Genomic DNA, 711 nt, shown 5'->3' with positions numbered 1-711 from the left:
CGCGCGCACGCCGCTGATGGCCGCCCTGCCGGCGATGCCGACCGGCGAAGTTGTCGACAAGGCCTTCTATCCGCGCCTCACCGAACTCGGCCAGCGCCACCCGGTGACGCGTGGGCTCGATGGCTCGGCCACCGAGCCGCCGCACTGGAGCCGCTGGTTCCGCACCATAGGCGTGCAGAACCCGGAAGGCGAAGTGGTCATGAAGGGCGCCGACAACCGGCCGCTGCTGCTGCTCGACCGCAAGGGAGAAGGCCGCGTCGGCATGCTGCTGTCCGATCAGGGCTGGCTGTGGGCGCGCGGCTTCGAGGGCGGCGGCCCGCATGTCCAGCTTTATCGGCGCATCGCGCACTGGCTGATGAAGGAGCCGGAGCTCGAGGAGGAGCGGCTGACCGCCGATGGTCGTGGCATGGTGCTGGAAATCCGCCGCCAGACGATGGCCGACGATCCCGGCGCCGCGCAGATCATCACTCCGTCCGGCAAAACCTTGACGGTCAAGCTCGACAAAGCCGAGCCCGGGGTCTTCCTCGGCAGCGTCGAGACCAGCGAGATCGGGCTCTACCAGGTCGCCAATGGCGACCTCACCGCGCTCGCCCATGTCGGGCCGGTCAACGCACCGGAATTCGCCGACGTCATTTCCACCGAAAACCGGCTGAAGGCGCCGGCGGAAGCCACCGGCGGCAGCGTGCGCCGGCTGGCGTCTTCCACAGGCCC

The 711-nt window shown here is 69.3% G+C and carries 1 pseudogene; it reads left to right on the top strand.

Annotation, left to right across the window (positions count from 1 at the left end):
- A pseudogene (locus EN994_RS34040) lies at nucleotides 1–711 on the top strand (hypothetical protein); the annotation flags it as partial.

Origin of the sequence: Mesorhizobium sp. M7A.F.Ca.CA.002.09.1.1 (assembly GCF_003998555.1) — a bacterium.
Lineage (GTDB): Bacteria > Pseudomonadota > Alphaproteobacteria > Rhizobiales > Rhizobiaceae > Mesorhizobium > Mesorhizobium ciceri.
Note: the sequence above shows the minus strand (reverse complement) of the source record. Positions and strands in the feature narration are given on the sequence as shown.